The following is a 20,962-nucleotide window of genomic DNA, read 5'->3' on the forward strand; positions in this document are numbered from 1 at the left end:
AGTGGCCCATGCGATGGTGGTGGTCACTGGGGGAAAGCACCACCAAGAAGGGGGGCCAGCATGGGTTGGCACCGGCAGCTGCTGATCGGCTTCGACCTGGAGACCACCGGGACGGACCCGCGCGAGGCGCGTATCGTCACGGGCGCGGTCATCGAGGTCAAGGACGGGGAGCCGGTCGGACACCGGGAATGGCTCGCCGACCCGGGCATGGAGATCCCGGAGGAGGCGGTGGCGGTGCACGGCATCACCAACGCCCGTGCCGTGGCCGAGGGCAGACCTGCCGACCAGGTCGCCGACGCCATCGCCGACGTCCTCGTCTCCTACTGGAAGACGGGCGTCCCGGTCGTGGCGTACAACGCGGCCTTCGACCTGACCCTGCTCTCCGCCGAGCTGCGCCGGCACGCCCTGCCGTCCCTGCGCGAACGACTCGGCGGCCGCGACCCGGCCCCGGTCATCGACCCGTACACGATCGACCGCTCCGTCGACCGCTACCGCCGCGGCAAGCGCAACCTCGAAGCGGTCTGCGGGGAGTACGGCGTCCCGCTCGACGCCGCGCACGACGCCTCCGCCGACGCCCTGGCCGCCGCCCGGCTCGCCCGCGCGATAGCCCAGCGCCATCCGAAGGTCGCCGCCCTCGGCCCGGCCGAGCTGCACCGCCGCCAGATCGACTGGTACGCCGAGTGGGCCGCCGACTTCCAGGCCTTCCTCCGCCGCAAGGGCAACCCGGAGGCGGTCGTGGACGCGATCTGGCCGCTGCGCGAGCCGGCGGAGGAGACGGTATGACGACCACGCCGATCTCCCTCCGCGAAGTGCGGGACAGCGACCTGCCGTTCTTCTGGCGGCACGGGTCCGACACCGAGGCACAGCAGGTCGCCGCTTTCACCCGGGACTACCACAACGACCGGGAGCTCTTCGACCAGCACTGGGCGAAGATCCGCGCGAATCCCGACATCCTGCCGCGCACGGTGGTCGCCGACGGCGAGGTCGTCGGCAACGCGGCGGTCTTCGGCCCGCCGGACGAACGCGAGGTCACCTACTGGATCGACCGCGCCCACTGGGGCCGAGGCATCGCCACCGCCGCCCTCACCGCCCTGATCGACCTCCACCCCGCCCGCCCCCTGTACGCCCACGCGGCCGCCGACAACACCGGTTCGATCCGCGTCCTGCGGAAGTGCGGCTTCGTCGTCACCGGCCACGATCGGGGCTTCGCCCTGTCCCGCGACGCCGAGATCGACGAAGTGGCCCTCATACTCCGGGCCGCCTAGAGCGGGCCTCCTCCGGGCTGTCCGGGCTGGGCGTCTCTCAGAACGGATACCACCGGACCGTCTCGTCCCCGTCCCGCAGCGAGGCGACGCGGCGTTCGAACTCGGTCAGTGCCTTGGGGTTGGTCGGCGCGTGTTGGGCGACCCAGGCGCAGCTGGCCGTCTCGCGGGCGCCTCGCAGTACGGAACAGCCGTCCCACGCGCGCACGTCCCAGCCGTACGCCGCGGTGAAGGTGTCGTACTCCCCGGCCGGAAGCCCGTAGCGGTCGTGGGAGAGGGCCATGACGACGAGGTCGTGTTCGCGGAGGTCGCCGGAGAAGGTCTCCAGGTCGACCAGGACAGGGCCGTCGGGGCCGAGGTGGACGTTGCGGGGGAGGGCGTCGCCGTGGATCGGGCCCGGGGGAAGGTGGGGGGTGAGGGCGGCCGCCGCCGACGCGAAGCCGTCGCGGCGTTCGCGGAGGTAGGCCGCGTCCGCCGGGTCGATCGCGTCCCCGGCGAGGCGCAGCCAGCGCTCCACACCGCCCAGCAGTTCACGGCGGGGCAGTGCGAAGGGCGGGGCGGGGAGGGCGTGGACCAGCCGAAGGAGTTCGGCCAAATCGCGCGGCCCGGCGGGGCGTACGGAGTCGGGCAGCCGGTGCCACACCGTCACCGGGTGCCCCTCGACGAGCAGGGCCTCCGGCTCGGCGGCCCGCACCGCCGGGACGTCCGCGTCGGCGAGCCAGTCGGCGACGCTCAGTTCGCGGCGGGCCCGGTCCAGGAGTTCGGCGTCGCGGCCCACCTTGACCACCAGGTCACCGGCGGCGAACACCGCGTTCTCGCCCAGCGCGAGCAGCCGCGCCTCCCCGGCCGCGCCGGGCAGCACACCGGCCGCGGCCAGTACGTCCCGCGCCCGTGCCTCGTCCATCCTTCGCCTCCGTGTCCGTCCGTCCGACGCTCGCCCCGGGGCGTCAGGTTCACGCCATCCAGGGGTCAGTCTCGCATTCGCACAGGTCGGGCCCTGTGCGCGGTGCCTTGACGCCCTGTCATGCCCTCAGCACGATGACGGACATGACCTTGGCGACCGCGACGCCGAAGCGCCCGCGACCGGTGAAGCGGCGCACCTCGGCCGGGGACGGGGAGCGGCGCCTCCTCGACCACGGCGCCTGGTTCCTGGTGCTGCCCGCGCTGATCCCCATCCTGGTGCTGAGCGTCGGACCGCTGTTGTACGGGATCGCGCTGGCGTTCACCGACGCCCAGTCCGGCCGGACCGAACCCACCCGCTGGATCGGCACGCTCAACTTCCAGGACCTGCTGCACGACACCCTGTTCTGGGACTCCTTCCGCATCGGCCTGCTGTGGGCGGTCGGCGTGACCGTGCCGCAGTTCCTGCTCGGCCTCGGCCTGGCTTTGCTTCTCAACCAGCCCCTACGGCTGCGCTGGCTGGCGCGGGCGCTCGCGATCATCCCCTGGGCCATGCCCGAGGTGGTCGTCGGCATCATGTGGCGGCTCGTCTACAACCCCGACGCGGGCATCCTCAACGAGACCATCCGCGACCTGGGCCTCGGCGACGGCCGCGACTGGCTGAGCGGACTGGCCACCGCCCTGCCCGCCGTCATGGTGGTCGGTGTCTGGGCGGGCATGCCCCAGACCACCGTCGCCCTCCTGGCCGGCCTGCAGAACACCCCGCGCGAACTGCACGAGGCCGCCGCGATGGACGGCGCGGGCGCCTGGCGCCGCTTCCGCACGGTCACCTGGCCCGCCATCCGTCCCGTCGCCCTCGCGATCACCGCCCTCAACTTCATCTGGAACTTCAACTCCTTCGCCCTGGTGTACGTCCTGACCAACGGCGGCCCGGGCGGCCGGACCCGCCTGCCGATGCTCTTCGCGTACGAGGAGGCCTTCCGCTACGGGCAGTTCGGGTACGCGGCGGCGATGGGATGTGTGATGGTCGCGGTGATCTCGATCGTCCTCGCGTTCCATCTGGTCGGCCGGCTGAGGCGGGGTGGTGACGCGTGAGGACCGGCAGGGCTGCACGAACCGGTCAGTACGCGGCCCTCCTCGCGTATCTCGTCTTCCTCGCGTTCCCCTTCCTCTGGCTGGTCTCCACCGCCTTCAAACCGGCCCGCGAGCTGGGCAGTCTCCACCCGACCTGGATCCCGAAGGACCCGACCCTCGACAACTTCCGGCAGGCCTTCGACGAACAGCCCCTGCTGCAGGCCGCGCTCAACTCGCTGGTCGCGGCGCTCGGCGCGGCCGTCGTCGCCGTACTGATCGCGACCCCGATGGCGTACGTCATGGCCCGGCACCGCACGACGCTGTCGCGGATGGCGACCGGGTGGGTGGTGGTCAGCCAGGCGTTCCCGTTCGTGCTGGTGATCATCCCGCTGTTCCTGGTGCTGAAGAACCTCCGGCTGATCAACTCCATGCCCGGACTGATCATGGTGTACGTGGTGTGGGCGCTGCCGTTCGCCCTGTGGATGCTCGTCGGTTACGTCCGCGCCGTGCCCGCCGAGCTGGAGGAGGCGGCGGCGGTCGACGGGGCCGGGAAGCTGCGCACGCTGGTGTCGGTGACGGCGCCGCTGCTGGCGCCGGGCATCGTGGCGACGGCGCTGTTCGCGTTCATCACCGCCTGGAACGAGTTCTTCTTCGCGCTGGTGCTGCTCAAGACCCCGGAGAAACAGACCCTGCCGGTGGTGCTCACCCACTTCATCGGCGCGGAGGGCGTGGCCGACCTCGGCCCCCTGGCCGCCGCGGCCTTCCTCGCCACGCTCCCCTCGCTGGTCGTCTTCGCGGTCATCCAGAAACGGATCACGGGCGGCATGCTCGCCGGGGCGGTGAAGAGCTGATGCGCGCACGACGGCTGATCACCACCCTGCTGCTGTGCCTCCTGGCCGGCGGCTGCACCGGCGACGACACCGCCTCCGACGACGGCCGCGTCACCCTCCGCTTCCAGTCCCTGGCCTGGCAGGAGGAGTCCGTCGCGGCCAACAAGGAGCTGGTGAAGGAGTGGAACGCGACCCACCCGGACGTCAAGGTCGAGTACGTCCAGGGGTCCTGGGACAGCGTCCACGACCAGCTGCTCACCTCCTTCGAGGGCGGTGAGGCGCCGGACATCATCCACGACGCCTCCGACGACCTCGCGGACTTCGCGTACGGCGGCTACCTCGCCGATCTGCGCGAGCTGCTGCCGGAGCGGCTCAGGTCGGACATCCCGGAGCGCAGTTGGGAGACGACGACCTTCGGGGACGGGATCTACGGGGTGCCGTTCCTCCAGGAACCGAGGGTCCTGATCGCCAACGCCACCTGGCTCCGCGAGTCGGGCGTACGGGTTCCGACGCCCGAGAACCCGTGGACCTGGGCGGAGTTCCGCGAAGTCGCCGAGGAGCTGAGCGGCGACGGCAGGTACGGCGTCGCCTGGCCGCTGAAGGAACCGGTGTCGGCCACGCTGAACCTCTCCCTGTCGGCGGGCGGGCAGCTGTTCCACCGGGACGCGGACGGCAAGGTCCAGGTCCGCTTCGAGGCGGCCGACGCGGTGGTCCCGAAGACCGTGCACGACGAGGTGAACAGCGACGGGAGCGCGTCGAGCACCACGCTCGGCATGGGCGGCTCCGACACGCTGCCCGGCTTCTTCGGCGGCACGTACGCGATGGTCCCGCTCGGCTTCTCGTACCGTCAGCAGATCGTCCAGCAGGCCCCCGAGGGCTTCGACTGGCAGGTGCTGCCCGCCCCGGCCGGCGCCGACGGCCTCACCCAGGGCGTCAGTCCGCAGACCCTGTCCGTCGCCGAGGACAGCCCGCACAAGGAGGAGGCCGCCGCGTTCATCGACTTCCTCCTCCGCCCCGAGAACATGGTCCGTCTGGCCCTCGGCGACTGGATGCTCCCGACCGGTACCGAGGCCCTCAAGGACCCCGCCCTGCACACGACCGAGCACGACTGGGCCACCGGCACCGCTCTCGCCGCCCATCTGCGTTCCGCCCCCGCCCAGTCCGTGCGCGGTTACCCGGAGTGGAAGGACAAGGTCGCCACCCCCGCCTACCAGGAGTACTACAGCGGCGCGATCGACCTCGACGAGCTGCGCGAACGGCTGGAGGACGACGGCAACCTGGTGCTGGCCCGCTATCAGCGCTGAGCGGCCGGCCGCTCAGGTCACCGTCGAGGGGTCCACAGGGCCGGCACGGTCCGGGAGCCGGAAAGAGATTGCACGAGACGTATCGTCTTGCGTACGGTCGATCCATGACCTCCCACATCGCCATGTTCTCCATCGCCGCCCACGGGCACGTGAACCCGAGCCTCGAAGTGATCCGGGAGCTGGTGGCCCGAGGCCACCGGGTGACGTACGCGATCCCGCCGGCCTTCGCGGAGAAGGTGGCGCGGACCGGTGCCGAGCCGAAGCTCTGGCACTCGACGCTGCCCGGCCCGGACGCCGACCCCGAAGCATGGGGGGCCACGCTCCTCGACAATGTGGAGCCCTTCCTGAACGACGCGATCCAGGCCCTGCCGCAACTCGTCGAGGCGTACGAGGGCGACGAGCCCGACCTCGTGCTGCACGACATCACCGCGTACCCGGCGCCCGTCCTCGCCCACCGCTGGGGCGTGAAGGCGATCTCGCTGTCCCCGAACCTGGTCGCCTGGACCGGCTACGAGGAAGAGGTCGCCGAACCCATGTGGGCCGAGCCGAAGAAGACGGAACGCGGCAAGGCGTACTACGCCCGCTTCCAGGCCTGGCTGGAGGAGAACGGGATCGCCGAGCACCCCGACTCGTTCGTCGGAAGGCCCGCCCGTTCCCTGGTCCTCATCCCGAAGGCGCTCCAGCCGAACGCCGACCGGGTCGACGAGAGCCGCTACACCTTCGTCGGCGCCTGCCAGGGCGACCGCGCGGCACAGGGTGGCTGGTCGCGACCGGCAGGCGCGGAGAAGGTGCTGCTCGTCTCCCTCGGCTCGTCCTTCACCAAGCAGCCCGACTTCTACCGCGAGTGCGTGAAGGCCTTCGGCGACCTGCCCGGCTGGCACATGGTGCTCCAGGTCGGCAGGCACGTCGACCCGGCCGAGCTGGGGGAGATCCCGGCCAACGTGGAGGTGCGGGACTGGGTGCCGCAGCTCGCGATCCTCAGGCAGGCCGACGCGTTCATCACCCACGGGGGCGCCGGGGGCAGTCAGGAAGGGCTCGCCACCGCCGCGCCCATGGTCGCCGTACCGCAGGCCGTCGACCAGTTCGGCAACGCCGACATGCTCCAGTCGCTCGGCGTCGCCCGCCATCTGCCCAGGGAGGAGGCGACGGCCGGGGCCCTGCGGGAGGCGGTCCTCGCCCTCGTCGACGACCCCGAGGTGGCGCGCCGGCTCGACGAGGTGCGGCGGGGGATGATGGGCGAGGGCGGCACCCGACGGGCCGCCGATCTCGTCGAGGCCGAGCTGAGCGGCGGATCGAGGCGGCACTGACCAAGGCGGCACTGACCAAGGCGGCACTGACCAAGGCGGCACTGACCAAGGCGGCACTGACCAAGGCGGCACTGACCAAGGGGCGGATAGCGGGGCAAGCCCGAAGGTTCCACTTTTACCGTGAAGTCCCGGCACGTTTTAGGTAACGGTCCGGTCATTTCATAACGCTCGGGTAACGCCCGGCCTGCGAGAGAAACGCATTGACTCTGTTGCCGGGTTGGACCGTTACCCCCTCCGAAAGGTTGTGTTCGGCGCTTCTTGTACCTCGGGTGAACGAATCCCAAGCTGGATGTGAATTCACTTCGAACGCCAGGAAGTTGACCCATGCGCCGAGACATACCCGACCTCGCGGAAGTGCGCCGCGTCACGCAGAAGAAGCGGGACGCCTGGTGGACCGTGCTGCTCGTCGACCCGGTCGCCACGCCGCTGGTGCGGCTCACCGCGAAGTACACGAGGATCACGCCCAACCAGCTGACCTGGGGCGCCTTCCTGCTGGGCCTGGTCTCGGCCGGCTTCTTCGCGCTGGGCGACTGGCGCTGGCTGATCGCCGGAGCCGTCGTCTACCACCTGAGCTTCATCCTCGACTGCATGGACGGCAAGGTCGCCCGGCTCACCGGCCAGGGCTCCGTGTTCGGCGCCTGGCTCGACTTCGTCTTCGACCGCGTCCGGGTGGCGGCCTGTTCGGTGGCGCTGATGGCCGGTCAGTACCACCGCACGGGCGAGACCTTCTACATCTGGCTCGCCGCCGCCGTCATCGGCTGCGACGCGCTCCGCTACATCAACTCCCTGGAGACCTTCAAGGTCCGCCACACCATGCGCAAGCAGATCAAGGCCCGGCTCCGTGAGGCCCGCCGCGCCGAGAACGAGCGGGAACTCGCCTTCATGGAGGACCTGCTGCGCGAGAACCCCGAGGCCGACATCGAGCAGGACCTGCGCACGGCCACCGCCGAGGTCACCCAGGCCGCGCCGCAGACCCAGGTCGTCGACCTGCACCAGGAGTTCCGCCGCCGCTTCCCCGCCTATCTGCGCATGCGGTCGTTCCTGCTGCGCCACCGGGTCCGCCCCCATCTGATCAGCGGCATCGAGTTCCAGATGGGCGTCTTCATAATCGGCCCGATCGTCGACTCGGTGATGGCGGCGACCGTCGTCTCCGGCGCCCTGCTGCTCGTCTTCGAACTGGCCATCGTCTACAAGCTGTTGCTGTCGACCCGCGACTTCACCCGCACCCTCGACTCCTTCGACCGGGGGGACGTGGCCACGGCGGCCTGAGCCGGCAGAGGTACGCGGACGTGGCCGGGGCGGTGTCACCCTCCCGGCCACGTCCGCGTGGAACCAGCCGTAGGAACCGGCCTGAGACGGGCCTCGGACGGGCCTCGGACGGGCCTCGGACGGGCCTCGGACGGGCCTAGGACCCTTACGCGCTCGTCTCTCAGGGCGAACCTGCCCCGACGTGCATATCGTGAGCCCATGACGACGTACGCGGCGCTCCTGCGCGGGATCAACGTGGGCGGCAGCAAGAAGGTCCCGATGGCCGACCTCCGGACCCTGCTGACCGGCCTCGGCCACGACGGCGTGGCCACCTACCTCCAGAGCGGTAACGCGGTCTTCACCAGCGACCACGGAGACGAGAACTCCCTCGCCGCGGACATCACGACCGCCATCGGGAAACACTTCGGTTTCACCGTCGACGTCCTGGTGCGCGACCACGCGTACCTGGAGTCCGTCCGAGAGGACTGTCCCTTCCCGGCAGCGGAGTTGGAGGGCAAACAGCTCCACGTGACGTACTTCTCGGAGACCGTGGACGCGTCCCGCTTCGAGGGGATCGACCGACAGGCCTTCCTGCCGGAGGAGTTCGGACTCGGAGACCGCGCCCTGTACTTGTACGCTCCGGAGGGCCTGGGCCGCTCCAAGCTCGCGGAGACCCTGTCGAAGCCCCGCCTCCTGAAGGGCCTGATCGCCACGACCCGCAACTGGAACACGGTCGTGAAATTGGCGGAACTGACACGGACCGGTTGACACGGACCGGCTGACCCCGGCCGACCGACTCCGGCCCCGTAAGGCGAATTCCGGGGGCGCGGGGCCGTATCCGTGTGCGGCCCCGCCACGTGGGCGGGAAACATCCCCCGTGCCCGCAGTCGCCACACGGTCGTCACATCCCACTCCGTGGGCGAGCCGTTTAATGTACCCATGCGCTATATCGTCATCGGCGCCGGCGCGGTCGGCGGAGCCATCGGCGGCCGCCTCGCCCAAGCCGGCCACGAGGTCGTCCTGGTGGCCCGCGGCGCCCACCACACCGCCCTGCGCGACCACGGCCTGCGCCTCGTCACCCCCGACGGCGCCCACACCCACCACCTCCCCACGGTCACCGACCCCGCCGCCCTCGGCCACCTCCGTCCCGACGACGTCCTCCTCCTCGCCGTGAAGACCCAGGACACCGAGCCGGCCCTCGCCGCCTGGGGTCCCGCCCCGGTGACCGGCGGCGGCACCGCCGCGGAGCGGCTCCCCCTGGTCTGCGCCCAGAACGGCGTCGAGGGCCAGCGCCTCGCCCTGCGCCGCTTCCACCGCGTGTACGGCGTGTGCGTCTGGCTGCCCGCCACCTTCGTCGAGCCCGGCGTCGTGTCGGCGGCCGGTACCCCGCTCACCGGCATGCTCCACCTCGGCCGCTACCCGCACGGCACCGACGAGACGGCCCACCGCATCGCCGCCGATCTGGAGAAATCCCGGTTCGAGGCCCCGGTCGTACCGGACGTGCGGCGCTGGCAGTACGCCAAGCTGATGGCCAACCTGGGCAACGCCCTCGAAGCGGTGAGCGGCCCGGCCACCGGCGAGGCGGCGGGCGCGCTGTACGCCCGGGTGCGGGCGGAGGGCGAGCGGGTCCTCGACGCCGCCGGGATCGCGTACGCGAGCGCCGAGGAGCAGAGGCGGACCCGGGGCGACAAGATCACCCTCGTCCCGCTGGACGGCGCTTCGCGCGGCGGCGGCTCCTCCTGGCAGTCCCTCGCCCGGGGCACCGGCACCATCGAGGCCGACCACCTCAACGGCGAGATCACCCTGCTGGGCCGCCTGCACGGCGTACCGACCCCGCTCAACGACCTGCTGAGACGGCTCGCGAACACGTTCGCCCACGAGCGCAGGGAGGCCGGTTCGCTGCCGGTGGCGGAGCTGACGCGGCTGGCGGACGAGGCTGTCGCGTTTGTTCAAGAGGACCGGGCGACCCGTCCCTAGCGTGAGGTGCATGAAGAACCACGACACCACCCGCCCGGACCGGCACCCGCACCACCCGTACATGGCCGAATGCGCCGCCGAGGCGGCCCGGATCGCCCGGGGCGTCACGGCGGAACAACTCTCCCGGTCCACCCACTGCGGAGACTGGGACGTCCGCGCCCTGGTCAACCACTGGGTCCTCTACACCTCGCACGGCCTCGAACACCGTGCCCTGCGCAAGCCGCTCCCCGAGGCACTGACCCTGCGCGACTTCACCACCGACCCCGACTGGGCCGACGCCTACGCCGCCCAACTGGACCGCGCGGTCGCGGCGTGGGCCGATCCCTCGGTGTGGGACGGCGACATCGACCTCGGCATGGGCCCGTTCCCGGCCACCGACCTCGCCGGCATGGTCATCAAGGAGATGGCCGTCCACGGCTGGGACGTCGCGGCGGCCACCGGCGAGCGCTTCCGGATCTCCGACGCCGCTGCCGGGTTCATCCTCACCGTCGTGGAGACCCACGGCGCCCTCTACCGCCAGTACGACGGCTTCGCCGACCCGGTACCGGTACCGGCCGACGCCCCGGTGTTCGACAGGGCGCTGGCGTCGAGCGGCCGGGACCCGAAACAGGGTGCCTGACGACGAGGGCCTCGACGTCGTCGTCGTCGTTCAGGCCGCGGTGAGCTGCCACTGACGCAGCGCGGCGGTGTAGCGGCGCAGCAGCAGCGCGGCCACTTCGAGGGAGGGGCCGAGCACCTCGGCCAGGACGTCCGCGCCCGCCGCGTCCGCGCCGGCGGCGATACGGTCCGGCAGCCGGCCGGGCGCGATGACGTACGGCGCCACGGCCACCCGTTCGCAGCCGAGCGCCCGCAGCTCCCGTACGGCGTCCTCCGTACGGGAGAACCCCGCGGGAAACGCAGCGGAGGCGAACGCGGGTCGCACGGCGCACCAACCGGTGTGCCGCCACTCCCGCGCGATTTCTGCGATCACCGCGATCGCCTCCGGGTCAGTGGACCCCGCCGAGGCCAGGACGACCCCGGTCGAGGACTTGTCGGCGGGGTCCAGCCCCGCCTCGTACAGCCGGCGTTCGAGGGCCGACAGCAGCAGGGGGGAGGGGCCGAGGACCTCCGCCTGGCGGACGCGCAGGCTCGGCGGGGCCTCCCGCAGGACCGCCGGGATGTCCGCCTTGGCGTGGAAGGCGCGGGTCAGGAGCAGGGGCAGGGCCACCACGTCCTGTACGCCCTCCGCCGCCAGGTTCTCCAACACCCCGTGCACGGACGGCACGTTGAAGTCGAGAAAGCCGGTCTCCACGCGCAGCCCGGGACGCATCGCCCGCACACGCCGTACGAGGGCGTGCACGGTCGCGGCGTGCCGCGGGTCGCGGCTGCCGTGGGCGATGACGAGAAGGACGGGACTGCGCATGGGGTTCGGCTCTTTCGGCTTTCTTCCTTCAGTGTTTCCTGCGGGGACTGTCAGCGGCTCACGAGGAGGCCGCGGCTGCGGAGCACCCACCGCTCCAGCGGGCTGAAGATCAACAGGTCGATGGCGATGCCGACGATCAGGATGAGGAAGATGGCGAGGAAGACCTGGGACATGCTGCTGTTGGTGCGGCCCGCCTCCAGCAGCTGGCCGAGGCCCATGCCCATGTCCGGGGCCTTCGCGATGATCTCGGCTGCCATCAGCGAGCGCCAGGAGAACGCCCAGCCCTGCTTCAGACCGGCCACATAGCCGGGCAGCGCGGCCGGCATCACGATGTGCCAGGTGCCCTTCAGCCCGGTCGCGCCCAGGGTGCGGCCGGCCCGCAGGAACAGCGGCGGCACCTGGTCGATGCCGGACACCAGGCCGTTGGCGATGGACGGCACCGCGCCGAGCAGGATGACCGTGTACATCACCGACGGCTCCAGGCCCAGCCAGACCACCGCGGGCGGCACCCACGCCACCGACGGCAGCGACTGCAGACCGGAGAGGATCGGGCCGAGTGCCGCACGGATGATCCTGACCCGGGCCACCAGCAGCCCGAGCGGGGTGCCGATCAGCAGGGCCAGCAGGAAGCCGAGCAGGCCGCGGGAGACGCTGGTCCAGATGTATTCGAGGAGGGTGCCATGCAGCCAGGCGCTCTGTACCTCGTCCCACACCGTGGACGGCGCGGGCAGCTTGTAGGTGGGGGCTACCTCCGCCCAGACGAGGAGCTGCCACACCACGAGCGTCAGCGCGACCGCGATGACAGGGGGCAGCACCTTCTGCACGAGGACCTGGCGCAGCGGCGGCCGACCGGTCTGCACCGAGTCCAGCGCGTCGAGGCCCGCCTCCAGGCCGGCGAGGTCGTCGGAGTCCTTGACGTTCTGGCCGGGGCCGGCGTCGCCCTTGGTCTCAGTGCTGCCCATGGCGGCGGATCTCCCTACGCAGTTCTTCGGTGATCTCGACGGACAGCTCCGCCACGGCGGTGTCCTCGATGCGGCGCGGCTGCGGAATGCCCACCGTCCACTCGCGGGCCACCCGGCCCGGGCGCGAGGACAGCAGGACGACGCGCTCGGCGAGCCGTACCGCCTCGCGCACGTTGTGCGTCACGAACAGCACCGAGACCTGGGTCTCGCTCCAGATGCGGGTCAGCTCGTCGTGCAGCACGTCGCGGGTGATGGCGTCGAGCGCGGCGAACGGCTCGTCCATCAGCAGCAGCTTGCTCTCCTGGGCGAGTGCTCGGGCCAGGGCGACGCGCTGGCGCATACCGCCGGACAGCTCGTGCACCCGCTTGCCGTACGCGCCCTTGAGCCGGACCAGACCGAGCAGCTCCTCGGTCCGCTCGCGCCGGTCGTTCTTCGGAACTCCCCTGAGCCTCAGGGCGAGTTCGATGTTCTTGCCCGCGGTCAGCCACGGGAACAGGGCGTGCTCCTGGAACATCAGGGCCGGACGCCCGTCGGTCGAGATGCTGCCCGCGCTGGGCTTGTCGAGCCCGGCGACCAGATTGAGCAGCGTCGACTTGCCGCAGCCCGAGGCCCCCAGGAGGGTGACGAACTCGCCCGGCGCGACATCGAGGGTGATGTCGTCCAGGACGAGCTGCTGCCCGGCGGGACCGGCGAAGGACTTCGACACGTGCTCGATACGGGCGGCTTGCTCGACAGCCTGGACGCCGTCGGCGGCCTTGGCGAGTGCGGTGGCCATGGTCGTCACCTCCTGGGAACTCATCGGACTGTGCGGTTACTTGACGCCGAGACCGGCGTCGTCGACCGCGGGCTCACCCGCGGCCTTGAGGACCTTGTTCAGCAGCGTCAGGTCGTAGATGCCGTCCAGCTTCGGCTTCTCCAGGAGACCTGCCTTCACCGCGTGCTCCGCCTCGGTGTTGAGGGTGGACGCCAGCGGGTCATCGGTGAACTGGATGGACTCCCACGCCGGGTCGAGCACGTCCGCGGGCAGTTCCTTGCCGGTCTCGTCCTTGAGACGGGCGTTCGCCGCGGCCTTGGCCTCGGCCGGGTTGGCGTCGATCCACGCGGTGGTCTTCACCGAGGCGCGCAGCACGGCCTCGACGACGTCCGGGTGCTCCTTGAGGAAGGCCTGCCGCACGATGATGTTCGTGATCACGAACTTCTTGTCCGGCCACAGGTCCGCCTCGTCCAGCAGCACCTTCGCGCCCTCGGCGACCAGCTTGGACGCGGTCGGCTCCGGCACCCAGGCGCCGTCGATGGCGCCGGACTTGTAGGCGTCCGGAGCGATCGCGTTGTCCGTGCGGACGACGGAGACGTCGCCCTTGCCGCTCTGCGCGTCGACCTTCCAGCCCTGGTCCGCGATCCAGTTGAGGAACGCCACGTCCTGCGTGTTGCCGAGCTGCGGGGTGGCGATCTTCTTGCCCTTGATGTCCTTCAGGGACTTGATCTTGTCCGGGTTGACGACGAGCTTCACGCCACCGGACGCCGAACCGCCGATGATGCGCAGGTTCTTGCCGTCCGCCTTGGTGTAGCCGTTGATGGCCGGGGAGGGGCCGATCCAGCCGATGTCGATGGAGCCGCCGTTGAGGGCCTCGATCTCGGAGGGGCCGGCGTTGAAGGTCGTGTACTTCGCCTCGGTCCCGCCGAGCTCCTTCTGGAAGAAGCCCTTCTGGTGACCGACCAGGGCGGTGGCGTGCGTGAGGTTGCCGAAGTAGCCGATGCTCACGGAGTCGAGACCGTCGATCTTCTCGGCCCCGGCGGCGACCTGGGCGGAGTCGTCGTCCTTGGCCTCGGAACCGTAACCGCAGGCGGCGAGAGCGAGAAGGGGAAGCGTGGCGATGGCCGCGAAGGCGCGCCGGAAAGCGGCGGAGCGGTGTGCAGGCACGGGAGGTGTTCCTCTCGGAGGCCCGGCGGTCACGGTCTCTCAGGTCGTGGCCGGGAGGTCGGGTTTTCGTCTACGGCGGTGGGGGGTGAGGGCGCGCAAGCGGTGCGCGTACGTCATCGCACACATCGCGCCACTCCGCCCTGCCCGCTCCCGAGGGCGCCGCTGCCCACACGGCCGCCCTCCTTCGCGAACGTCGCGTAGAAGTCCTGGGGGTTCATGTCAGAAGTCCCACCCGTCGTCGTCGGACTCGTCCTTGACGGGCTCGGGGGAGGCGAACGACTCGCCGACCATGCCGGCGGTCAGCGTGGTGCCGTCGGACGGGTCGATCAGGATGAAGGAACCGGTACGGCGGGAGTCGGCGTAGGAGTCGACCGGCAGCGCCTCGGCGGTGCGGATCTTGACCCGGCCGATGTCGTTCGCGACGAGCTGTCCCGGGTGCGGGTGCAGGGACAGGTCGTCGAGCGTGAGGCGGGAGGGGATGTCCTTGACGATCGCCTTGACCGTGCGGGTGCCGTGCTTGAGCAGCACGCGGTGGCCCACCGTGAGCGGCTGGTCGGCCACATGGCAGACCGTCGCCTCGATGTCCTGCGTGGTCGGGGGCGCGTCCTTGCTGGGCACGAGCAGATCGCCGCGCGAGATGTCGATGTCGTCCGCCAGCAGGAGGGTCACCGACTGCGGGGTGTACGCCGCGTCGACCGGCTTGCCGAGCAGGTCGATGCCCGTGACCTTGGTCGTCCGGCCGGAGGGCAGCACGGTCACCGAGTCGCCGACGCGGAACGTACCGGCCGCGATCTGGCCCGCGTAGCCCCGGTAGTCCGGGTGCTCGGCGGTCTGCGGACGGATCACGTACTGCACGGGGAGGCGGGCGTGGCAGTGCGCCAGGTCGTGGGCGACCGGGACGGACTCCAGGTGCTCCAGGAAGGTCGGTCCGCCGTACCAGTCCATGTTGGCCGACGGCTCCACCACGTTGTCACCGGCGAGCGCCGAGATCGGGATGGAGGTGATCTCCGGGACGCCCAGCTCGGACGCGTACGCCGTGAACTCCTCGGCGATCCGCGCGAAGACCTGCTCCTCGTACGCGACGAGGTCCATCTTGTTCACGGCCAGCACCACGTGCGGCACGCGCAGCAGCGCGGCGATCGCGGCGTGCCGGCGGGTCTGCTCGACGACGCCGTTGCGGGCGTCGACCAGGATCACCGTCAGCTCGGCCGTGGAGGCACCCGTCACCATGTTGCGGGTGTACTGCACGTGGCCGGGGGTGTCGGCGAGGATGAACCGGCGGCGCGGGGTCGCGAAGTAGCGGTACGCCACGTCGATCGTGATGCCCTGCTCCCGCTCGGCCCGCAGCCCGTCGGTGAGCAGCGCGAGGTCGGGGGCCTCCTGGCCACGGCTCGCCGAGACGCGCTCCACGGCCTCCAGCTGGTCGGTGAGGACCGACTTGGAGTCGTGCAGCAGCCGGCCCACGAGGGTGGACTTGCCGTCGTCGACGGAACCGGCGGTCGCGAACCGCAGCAGAGTGGTGGCCGAGAGCTCCTCGGCGGTGATCGTGCTCATGCTTAGAAGTACCCCTCGCGCTTCCGGTCTTCCATCGCGGCCTCGGACATCTTGTCGTCGGCACGGGTCGCGCCCCGCTCGGTGAGCCGGGAGGCGGCGATCTCGGTGATCACGGCGTCCAGCGTGGTCGCGTCGGAGTCGACGGCGCCCGTGCAGGACATGTCACCCACGGTCCGGTAGCGGACGAGGCGCTTCTCGACGGTCTCGCCGTCCTTGGGGCCGCCCCACTCGCCGGCGGTCAGCCACATCCCGGCCCGCTGGAACACCTCACGCTCGTGCGCGAAGTAGATCTGCGGCAGTTCGATGCCCTCGCGGGCGATGTACTGCCAGACGTCCAGCTCGGTCCAGTTGGAGAGCGGGAAGACGCGGACGTGCTCGCCGGGCGCGTGGCGGCCGTTGTACAGGTTCCACAGCTCGGGGCGCTGGCGGCGCGGGTCCCACTGGGAGAACTCGTCGCGCAGGGAGAACACCCGCTCCTTGGCGCGCGCCTTCTCCTCGTCCCGCCGCCCACCGCCGAAGACGGCGTCGAACTTCTCCGCCTGGATCTTCTCCGTCAACGGCACGGTCTGGAGCGGGTTGCGGGTGCCGTCGGGGCGTTCGCGCAGTGCTCCGCGGTCGATGTAGTCCTGCACGGAGGCCACGTGCAGGCGCAGTCCGTGTTCGGCGACCGTGCGGTCGCGGTACTCCAGGACCTCGGGGAAGTTGTGGCCGGTGTCCACGTGCAGCAGCGTGAAGGGGATGGCGGCCGGGGCGAAGGCCTTCAGTGCCAGGTGCAGCATGACGATGGAGTCCTTGCCGCCGGAGAACAGGATCACCGGCCGCTCGAACTCGCCCGCCACCTCGCGGAAGATGTGGACCGCCTCGGACTCCAGCGCGTCCAGATGGGACAGGGTGTACGGGGTGCCGGTCTCCCCGGAGACGGCGGCGACGGTCGTCGTCATGCCAGACCCCTCTCGGTGAGCAGCTTGTGGACCAGCGCCGCGGACTCCTGGACCGTCTGGTCCTGCGACTCGATGCGCAGGTCCGGGGTCTCGGGAGCCTCGTACGGGTCGTCGACCCCGGTCAGCCCGGAGATCTCCCCGGCCGCCTGCTTGGCGTACAGACCCTTCACATCACGTACGGAGCACACCTCGACCGGCGTCGCCACATGCACCTCGACGTACGCGGCACCGCTCGCCGCGTGGCGCTTGCGGACCGCCTCGCGGCTGTCGGCGTAGGGAGCGATGACCGGCACGAGCGCCTTGACACCGTTACGGGCGAGCAGGTCGGCGAGGAAGCCGACGCGCTGCACGTTGGTGTGCCGGTCGGCGCGGCTGAAGCCCAGGTCCGCGGTGAGGAACTCGCGGATCTCGTCGCCGTCCAGGACCTCCACGAGGTGGCCCTCCTCGCGCAGGCGGCCCGCGAGTTCGTAGGCGATGGTGGTCTTGCCGGCACTCGGCAGACCCGTGAGCCAGACGGTGGCTCCGGTGGCTCCGGTCGTCACGTGGTTCTCCTGATTCGTCGCGGGAGCACGGTCCGTCCCAGGGACGGTGCTCCCGTCGGTGTCAGCTGTCTCGGCGGTGTCGGCGGGTACTGCGGCGGTCACAGGTGCAGCCCGCACTCGGTCTTGGCGTTGCCGGCCCAGCGGCCGGCCCGCGCGTCCTCGCCCGGGGCGACCCGGCGGGTGCAGGGGGCGCAGCCCACGGAGGCGTAGCCGTCCATGAGCAGGGGGTTGGTGAGCACGCCGTGCTCGGCGACATAGGCGTCCACGTCGTCCTGCGTCCAGCGTGCTATCGGCGAGACCTTGACCTTGCCGCGCTTGTCGTCCCAGCCGACGACCGGGGTGTTCGCCCGGCTCTCGGACTCGTCACGGCGCAGGCCCGTCGCCCATGCGTCGAAGCGGGTCAGGCCCTCTTCGAGCGGCTTGACCTTGCGCAGGAAGCAGCACAGGTCGGGGTCGCGGTCGTGCAGTCGGGGCCCGTACTCGGCGTCCTGCTCGGCGACCGTCTGACGCGGGGTGATCGTGATGACGTTGACGTCCATCACGGCCTCGACGGCGTCCCGGGTGCCGATGGTCTCCGGGAAGTGGTAGCCGGTGTCGAGGAACACCACGTCCACGCCGGGCCTGGCCCGGGAGGCGAGGTGCGCGACGACCGCGTCCTCCATCGAGGAGGTCACGCAGAAGCGCTTGCCGAAGGTGTCCACGGCCCACTGGAGGATCTCCAGTGCCGAGGCGTCCTCCAGATCACGGCCGGCCTGTTCGGCGAGCGCCTTGAGCTCGGCGCGCTTCGCCGCTTCCGGGTCGGCCGCGTCCTTCGAGGACGCGGATGTATCGGAATCCGCCTGAACGGTAGTCATATGTGATCCCCTCCGCTGTCGGCTCGCTGAAGCCCCCGGGCCAGCAGCCCGAGGAACTTCAACTGGAAGGCTCGATTGCAGGCCCCGCATTCCCACGCGCCGTGACCTTCTTCGTTCGGACGCAGGTCCTCGTCACCGCAGTAGGGGCAGTAGAAAGGGGCGGCTCGCTCGCTCATGAGAGGGCCTCCTCGCTGGCGCGGGTGACCCAGGAGGCGAACCGCTCGCCGTCCTCGCGCTCGTCCTTGAACCGCTTGAGCACGCGCTCGACGTAGTCGGGGAGTTCCTCGGAGGTGACCTTCAGACCGCGTACCTTGCGGCCGAACCCGGCCTCCAGGCCGAGCGCGCCGCCCAGGTGCACCTGGTAGCCCTCGACCTGCTCGCCCTGGTCGTTGAGGACGAGCTGCCCCTTGAGACCGATGTCCGCCACCTGGATACGGGCGCAGGCGTTCGGGCAGCCGTTGATGTTGATGGTGATCGGCTCGTCGAAGTCCGGGATCCGGCGCTCCAGTTCGTCGATCAGCAGGGAGCCGCGCGCCTTCGTCTCGACGATGGCGAGCTTGCAGTACTCGATGCCGGTGCAGGCCATGGTGCCGCGCCGGAACGGCGACGGGTTGACCGTGAGGTCCAGCGCCTCCAGGCCCGCGACGAGCGAGTCGACCTGCTCCTCGGTGACGTCGAGCACGATCATCTTCTGCTCGACGGTGGTCGCGACCCGGCCGGAGCCGTGCGCCTCGGCGAGATCGGCGATCTTCGTCAGCGTGGTGCCGTCGACGCGGCCCACGCGCGGGGCGAACCCGACGTAGTAGCGGCCGTCGTTCTGCGGGTGCACGCCCACGTGGTCGCGCCAGCGCGCCACCGGCTGGTCGGGCGCGGGGCCGTCGACCAGCTTGCGCTTGAGGTACTCGTCCTCCAGGACCTGGCGGAACTTCTCGGTGCCCCAGTCGGCGAGCAGGAACTTCAGGCGGGCGCGGGTGCGCAGCCGCCGGTAGCCGTAGTCACGGAAGATCGAGATGACGCCCTCGTACACGTCCGCGACCTCGTCCAGCGGCACCCAGGCGCCGAGCCGCTGCCCGATCTTGGGGTTGGTGGACAGACCGCCGCCGACCCAGAGGTCGAAGCCGGGGCCGTGCTCGGGGTGGCGGACACCGACGAAGGCGATGTCGTTGATCTCGTGCGCCACGTCGAGCAGCGGCGAGCCGGAGATCGCGGACTTGAACTTGCGGGGCAGGTTCGAGAAGTCCGGGTTGCCGATGATGCGCCGCTGGATCTCGTCCATCGCGGGCGTGCCGTCGATGATCTCGTCCGCGGCGATCCCGGCGACGGGTGAGCCGATGATCACACGGGGGGTGTCACCGCAGGCCTCGGTGGTGGACAGGCCGACGGCCTCCAGCCGCTCCCAGATCTCGGGGACGTCCTCGACCCGGATCCAGTGGTACTGGACGTTCTGCCGGTCGGTGATGTCGGCCGTGCCCCGCGCGAACTCCTGCGAGATCTCGCCGATCACCCGCAGCTGCCGTGTGGTCAGCCGCCCGCCGTCGATCCGAACGCGCAGCATGAAGTACTTGTCGTCCAGCTCCTCCGGCTCCAGGATGGCGGTCTTGCCGCCGTCGATCCCGGGCTTGCGCTGGGTGTACAGCCCCCACCAGCGCATGCGGCCGCGCAGGTCGTTGGGGTCGATCGAGTCGAAGCCGCGCTTCGAGTAGATCGTCTCAATGCGTGTCCGCACATTGAGACCGTCGTCGTCCTTCTTGAACTGCTCGTTGCCGTTCAGCGGGGTGAAGTGCCCCGCGGCCCACTGGCCCTCACCACGGTGACGGCTCACCTTGCGGCGGGGCGTGGCGGGGTTCTGCGGGGTGGCGGCCATGGTGTGTATGTCCTTCGGGAAAGGCGTGGAATCGGCTCTGACCTGCGCTTGCGCGCGCATAGCGGGCACACGCGGGCAGCGTGTGCGGCGCCTGCGCGTCCTTGCGCGGGCTGAAAACAGAGGAAGGTGCGGCGCTGGTGCCCGGGGGTCGTCCAACCCCTCGCGGCAGGGGTGTCAGCTCACCGGACAGATGGCGCTGGACATGCGGCCGAGATCGACGTGCCGCCGACTCACCAAGGCAATTCCAGTTCCAGACATGACGGAAGCGTGTCACGCCTCTTTAGACCGAGTCCACCGTCATCCACATTCCGGACAAGGATGTCTCGCATGTCGAGACGATGTGATGTGGGTCATGGTGTGGAGCCGGCCGCCCCGGGCCAGGGCCCCGGCGTCGGCGCGTCCGCCTCCTCCGTCACCTTCGTGTCGAACAGGGTGAACCCCCGCCGCAGGTAGTTGCCCATGGCGTGCTCCCCGTCCCGGGTGCAGGTGTGCAGCCAGACCCGCTTGGTCGGCGGCAGCCCCGGCCACCGCTCGGCGAGGTCCCAGGCCCGGGCCGTCCCGTACGACAGCAGGTGCCCGCCGATGCGCCGCCCCCGGAAGGCCGGGATCAGTCCGAAGTACACGATCTCCACGACCCCGTCGTCCTGCGGCTCCAACTCGACGTAGCCGGCCGGTGTGCCTCGGTCGTAGGCGACCCAGGTCTCCACGCCCGGCCGGGCCAGGTGCTCCTGCCAGCGGTCGTACGGCCATGCGAGCCGGTCCAGCCAGAGGATGTCGCCGCCGACGGAGGCGTACAGGAAGCGGCTGAACTCGGGGGAGGGGACCTCGGCGCGCACGATGCGGACGTCGTCGCCCTCGGGCGCGGCGGCGGGAAGCAGATCGCTCGGCGAGGTCTGTTCCAGGGACCAGGTGGTGACGGGGCTGCTGCTCATGGGCCCAGAGAATCACGGGCCCCGGCCCGCCTCCAAGGTCGGGCCGGGTCGCCCTGTCGGGCCGGGCCGGCCTTGGACTCGGAGTCGG

The 20,962-nt window shown here is 70.7% G+C and carries 23 protein-coding genes; 10 read left to right on the plus strand and 13 right to left on the minus strand.

The window, feature by feature from the left end:
- Nucleotides 1-60 precede the first annotated feature (60 nt).
- Together OG272_RS37885 and OG272_RS37890 are read left to right on the plus strand one after the other, a co-directional pair.
- Nucleotides 61-783 (plus strand): 3'-5' exonuclease, encoded by a 723-nt coding sequence (locus tag OG272_RS37885; RefSeq protein WP_326575621.1) that lies wholly within the window; start codon nucleotides 61-63, stop codon nucleotides 781-783.
- A complete protein-coding gene (locus OG272_RS37890) occupies nucleotides 780-1,265 on the plus strand; it encodes a GNAT family protein (RefSeq protein WP_326575619.1) in 486 nt (161 codons plus the stop codon). The genes OG272_RS37885 and OG272_RS37890 overlap by 4 nt, the downstream gene beginning before the upstream one ends.
- Nucleotides 1,266-1,302: 37 nt before the next feature.
- Here OG272_RS37890 and OG272_RS37895 read toward each other — a convergent pair whose 3' ends face one another.
- A complete protein-coding gene (locus OG272_RS37895; RefSeq protein WP_327727329.1) occupies nucleotides 1,303-2,166 on the minus strand; it encodes an aminoglycoside phosphotransferase family protein in 864 nt (287 codons plus the stop codon).
- 143 nt (nucleotides 2,167-2,309) lie between these two features.
- Here OG272_RS37895 and OG272_RS37900 point away from each other — a divergent pair, with 143 nt between their 5' ends.
- From OG272_RS37900 to OG272_RS37935, 8 genes are all read left to right on the plus strand, one after another.
- Nucleotides 2,310-3,257, plus strand: a complete 948-nt coding sequence (locus OG272_RS37900) for a sugar ABC transporter permease (protein WP_328224242.1) — start codon at nucleotides 2,310-2,312, stop codon at nucleotides 3,255-3,257.
- Nucleotides 3,254-4,087, plus strand: coding sequence for a carbohydrate ABC transporter permease (locus tag OG272_RS37905; RefSeq protein WP_326575613.1), 834 nt, complete (start codon nucleotides 3,254-3,256; stop codon nucleotides 4,085-4,087). Before OG272_RS37900 ends, OG272_RS37905 begins: the two co-directional genes overlap by 4 nt.
- A complete protein-coding gene (locus OG272_RS37910; protein ID WP_327727327.1) occupies nucleotides 4,087-5,370 on the plus strand; it encodes a sugar ABC transporter substrate-binding protein in 1,284 nt (427 codons plus the stop codon). Before OG272_RS37905 ends, OG272_RS37910 begins: the two co-directional genes overlap by 1 nt.
- Nucleotides 5,371-5,474: 104 nt before the next feature.
- Entirely contained in the window at nucleotides 5,475-6,677 is a 1,203-nt protein-coding gene (gene mgt, locus OG272_RS37915) for a macrolide-inactivating glycosyltransferase (protein ID WP_405895582.1), read from the plus strand.
- 324 nt (nucleotides 6,678-7,001) lie between these two features.
- On the plus strand, nucleotides 7,002-7,946 hold the full coding sequence (locus OG272_RS37920) for a CDP-alcohol phosphatidyltransferase family protein (RefSeq protein ID WP_405895583.1): 945 nt from the start codon (nucleotides 7,002-7,004) through the stop codon (nucleotides 7,944-7,946).
- A 198-nt stretch (nucleotides 7,947-8,144) separates the two neighbouring features.
- Nucleotides 8,145-8,693: a DUF1697 domain-containing protein gene (locus tag OG272_RS37925; protein WP_327727324.1), complete on the plus strand. Its 549-nt coding sequence runs from the start codon at nucleotides 8,145-8,147 to the stop codon at nucleotides 8,691-8,693.
- 171 nt (nucleotides 8,694-8,864) lie between these two features.
- Nucleotides 8,865-9,902: a ketopantoate reductase family protein gene (locus tag OG272_RS37930; protein WP_405895584.1), complete on the plus strand. Its 1,038-nt coding sequence runs from the start codon at nucleotides 8,865-8,867 to the stop codon at nucleotides 9,900-9,902.
- A 10-nt stretch (nucleotides 9,903-9,912) separates the two neighbouring features.
- A complete protein-coding gene (locus tag OG272_RS37935; RefSeq protein WP_327727322.1) occupies nucleotides 9,913-10,521 on the plus strand; it encodes a TIGR03086 family metal-binding protein in 609 nt (202 codons plus the stop codon).
- Between the two features lie 30 nt (nucleotides 10,522-10,551).
- On the opposite strand, the gene OG272_RS37940 is transcribed toward OG272_RS37935, so the two are convergent.
- The 12 genes from OG272_RS37940 to OG272_RS37995 form a co-directional block, all read right to left on the minus strand.
- Entirely contained in the window at nucleotides 10,552-11,304 is a 753-nt protein-coding gene (locus tag OG272_RS37940; RefSeq protein WP_327727321.1) for a CbiX/SirB N-terminal domain-containing protein, read from the minus strand.
- Between the two features lie 50 nt (nucleotides 11,305-11,354).
- Nucleotides 11,355-12,266, minus strand: a complete 912-nt coding sequence (locus OG272_RS37945) for an ABC transporter permease (protein WP_405895585.1) — start codon at nucleotides 12,264-12,266, stop codon at nucleotides 11,355-11,357.
- Nucleotides 12,253-13,041, minus strand: a complete 789-nt coding sequence (locus OG272_RS37950; protein WP_327727319.1) for an ABC transporter ATP-binding protein — start codon at nucleotides 13,039-13,041, stop codon at nucleotides 12,253-12,255. The genes OG272_RS37945 and OG272_RS37950 overlap by 14 nt, the downstream gene beginning before the upstream one ends.
- A gap of 36 nt (nucleotides 13,042-13,077) precedes the next feature.
- The gene (locus OG272_RS37955; protein WP_327727318.1) at nucleotides 13,078-14,187 is read right to left on the minus strand and encodes an ABC transporter substrate-binding protein; all 1,110 of its coding nucleotides are present in this window, start codon (nucleotides 14,185-14,187) and stop codon (nucleotides 13,078-13,080) included.
- Nucleotides 14,188-14,406: 219 nt separating this feature from the next.
- Nucleotides 14,407-15,741: a GTP-binding protein gene (locus tag OG272_RS37960; protein ID WP_327727317.1), complete on the minus strand. Its 1,335-nt coding sequence runs from the start codon at nucleotides 15,739-15,741 to the stop codon at nucleotides 14,407-14,409.
- A 2-nt stretch (nucleotides 15,742-15,743) separates the two neighbouring features.
- A complete protein-coding gene (cysD, locus tag OG272_RS37965; RefSeq protein WP_327727316.1) occupies nucleotides 15,744-16,682 on the minus strand; it encodes a sulfate adenylyltransferase subunit CysD in 939 nt (312 codons plus the stop codon).
- Nucleotides 16,679-17,224: an adenylyl-sulfate kinase gene (cysC, locus tag OG272_RS37970; protein WP_326575588.1), complete on the minus strand. Its 546-nt coding sequence runs from the start codon at nucleotides 17,222-17,224 to the stop codon at nucleotides 16,679-16,681. The genes cysD and cysC overlap by 4 nt, the downstream gene beginning before the upstream one ends.
- Before the next feature lie 98 nt (nucleotides 17,225-17,322).
- The gene (locus OG272_RS37975) at nucleotides 17,323-18,078 is read right to left on the minus strand and encodes a phosphoadenylyl-sulfate reductase (RefSeq protein WP_326575586.1); all 756 of its coding nucleotides are present in this window, start codon (nucleotides 18,076-18,078) and stop codon (nucleotides 17,323-17,325) included.
- Nucleotides 18,075-18,254: a hypothetical protein gene (locus OG272_RS37980; protein WP_055540327.1), complete on the minus strand. Its 180-nt coding sequence runs from the start codon at nucleotides 18,252-18,254 to the stop codon at nucleotides 18,075-18,077. Before OG272_RS37980 ends, OG272_RS37975 begins: the two co-directional genes overlap by 4 nt.
- Nucleotides 18,251-19,942: a nitrite/sulfite reductase gene (locus OG272_RS37985; RefSeq protein WP_326575581.1), complete on the minus strand. Its 1,692-nt coding sequence runs from the start codon at nucleotides 19,940-19,942 to the stop codon at nucleotides 18,251-18,253. The genes OG272_RS37980 and OG272_RS37985 overlap by 4 nt, the downstream gene beginning before the upstream one ends.
- Before the next feature lie 174 nt (nucleotides 19,943-20,116).
- A complete protein-coding gene (locus tag OG272_RS37990; protein ID WP_309474722.1) occupies nucleotides 20,117-20,200 on the minus strand; it encodes a putative leader peptide in 84 nt (27 codons plus the stop codon).
- A 92-nt stretch (nucleotides 20,201-20,292) separates the two neighbouring features.
- Nucleotides 20,293-20,874: a GNAT family N-acetyltransferase gene (locus OG272_RS37995; RefSeq protein WP_327727315.1), complete on the minus strand. Its 582-nt coding sequence runs from the start codon at nucleotides 20,872-20,874 to the stop codon at nucleotides 20,293-20,295.
- Between the last annotated feature and the right edge of the window lie 88 nt (nucleotides 20,875-20,962).

The sequence above is a fragment of the Streptomyces sp. NBC_00104 genome (genome assembly GCF_045160825.1).
Classification (GTDB): Bacteria; Actinomycetota; Actinomycetes; order Streptomycetales; family Streptomycetaceae; genus Streptomyces.

Coding starts and splice junctions, on each gene's coding strand:
- OG272_RS37935 (WP_327727322.1), top strand. CDS start 9,913: ATGAAGAACCACGACACCACCCGCCCGGACCGGCACCCGCACCACCCG.
- OG272_RS37985 (WP_326575581.1), bottom strand. CDS start 19,942: ATGGCCGCCACCCCGCAGAACCCCGCCACGCCCCGCCGCAAGGTGAGC.
- OG272_RS37910 (WP_327727327.1), top strand. CDS start 4,087: ATGCGCGCACGACGGCTGATCACCACCCTGCTGCTGTGCCTCCTGGCC.
- cysD (WP_327727316.1), bottom strand. CDS start 16,682: ATGACGACGACCGTCGCCGCCGTCTCCGGGGAGACCGGCACCCCGTAC.
- OG272_RS37975 (WP_326575586.1), bottom strand. CDS start 18,078: ATGACTACCGTTCAGGCGGATTCCGATACATCCGCGTCCTCGAAGGAC.
- OG272_RS37900 (WP_328224242.1), top strand. CDS start 2,310: ATGACCTTGGCGACCGCGACGCCGAAGCGCCCGCGACCGGTGAAGCGG.
- OG272_RS37945 (WP_405895585.1), bottom strand. CDS start 12,266: ATGGGCAGCACTGAGACCAAGGGCGACGCCGGCCCCGGCCAGAACGTC.
- OG272_RS37960 (WP_327727317.1), bottom strand. CDS start 15,741: ATGAGCACGATCACCGCCGAGGAGCTCTCGGCCACCACTCTGCTGCGG.
- OG272_RS37980 (WP_055540327.1), bottom strand. CDS start 18,254: ATGAGCGAGCGAGCCGCCCCTTTCTACTGCCCCTACTGCGGTGACGAG.
- OG272_RS37930 (WP_405895584.1), top strand. CDS start 8,865: ATGCGCTATATCGTCATCGGCGCCGGCGCGGTCGGCGGAGCCATCGGC.
- OG272_RS37995 (WP_327727315.1), bottom strand. CDS start 20,874: ATGAGCAGCAGCCCCGTCACCACCTGGTCCCTGGAACAGACCTCGCCG.
- OG272_RS37890 (WP_326575619.1), top strand. CDS start 780: ATGACGACCACGCCGATCTCCCTCCGCGAAGTGCGGGACAGCGACCTG.
- OG272_RS37895 (WP_327727329.1), bottom strand. CDS start 2,166: ATGGACGAGGCACGGGCGCGGGACGTACTGGCCGCGGCCGGTGTGCTG.
- OG272_RS37990 (WP_309474722.1), bottom strand. CDS start 20,200: ATGTCTGGAACTGGAATTGCCTTGGTGAGTCGGCGGCACGTCGATCTC.
- OG272_RS37920 (WP_405895583.1), top strand. CDS start 7,002: ATGCGCCGAGACATACCCGACCTCGCGGAAGTGCGCCGCGTCACGCAG.
- OG272_RS37885 (WP_326575621.1), top strand. CDS start 61: ATGGGTTGGCACCGGCAGCTGCTGATCGGCTTCGACCTGGAGACCACC.
- OG272_RS37925 (WP_327727324.1), top strand. CDS start 8,145: ATGACGACGTACGCGGCGCTCCTGCGCGGGATCAACGTGGGCGGCAGC.
- mgt (WP_405895582.1), top strand. CDS start 5,475: ATGACCTCCCACATCGCCATGTTCTCCATCGCCGCCCACGGGCACGTG.
- OG272_RS37950 (WP_327727319.1), bottom strand. CDS start 13,041: ATGGCCACCGCACTCGCCAAGGCCGCCGACGGCGTCCAGGCTGTCGAG.
- OG272_RS37940 (WP_327727321.1), bottom strand. CDS start 11,304: ATGCGCAGTCCCGTCCTTCTCGTCATCGCCCACGGCAGCCGCGACCCG.